This is a genomic window from Vibrio sp. YT-19(2023) (genome assembly GCF_033337395.1).
On sequence record NZ_JAWOQN010000401.1, the window covers coordinates 1 to 761 of the forward strand.

2 protein-coding genes are annotated in these 761 nt (G+C 41.8%); both read left to right on the plus strand.

Features of this window, described 5'->3' with window-relative positions; all coding sequences use genetic code 11:
• Positions 1-217: 217 nt before the first annotated feature.
• A complete protein-coding gene (locus R7E78_RS26175; protein ID WP_140061391.1) occupies positions 218-637 on the plus strand; it encodes a nuclear transport factor 2 family protein in 420 nt (139 codons plus the stop codon).
• The coding region (locus R7E78_RS26180) for an SDR family NAD(P)-dependent oxidoreductase (protein ID WP_318058615.1) at positions 634-761 on the plus strand (128 nt) is incomplete at its 3' end. The genes R7E78_RS26175 and R7E78_RS26180, both read left to right, overlap by 4 nt.

A 761-nucleotide genomic window follows, 5' to 3' on the forward strand; every position in this document is an offset into this window, starting at 1 on the left:
TAATACGACTTACATAGTTTTTTGAAAAGGCTTGGTTTTTACCAAGCCTTTTTTTTGCCTGATGATCGCTCACCAATTTGATTACGTACTACTTTCTAAAAATCAAAGCGCAGAAACAAAGTTATACAAGTTTTTTTTTGTACAACTTTTTCTAATTGGTCTATCTTGTACATATAATATTTTTGTACAACCATCAGTGACATTTGGGAGCGAAAGAATGGACATACAGTCGGTTGGAGACATTTACCAGAAGCTTAACAAAGCGAACCTGCATCTTCTGAAAGACGTTTATCACCAAGATGTGGTGTTTGAAGATTCGGCTCATCGCTTAGAAGGACTGTCTGCTCTTTCTGATTATTTCCAGTCATTGTACGCGAATGTGATTCGCTGTGATTTCATCATCCATGATCATCAGCAGGTTGGGGACACGGGTTTCCTGACTTGGACTATGGATCTTCAACATCCGAAATTACACAAAGGGGCTCCAATCGCTGTGAGCGGTGTTTCCCACATGAAGTTCTCCGATGGCCAAGTCATTTATCACCGAGATTACTTTGATTTGGGTGAAATGCTTTATGAGCATTTGCCTTTGCTTGGCTCTGTCATAAAAACCATTAAGCAAAGGTTGGGGCGATGAATAGTGTCGTTTTAATTACGGGGGCGACCTCCGGGATAGGTAAACAGCTGGCTGTCGATTTTGCTGAGTCTGGTTGGCGTGTCATCGCATGTGGACGCAATGAAGCTGTACTTGCTGAGCTAGC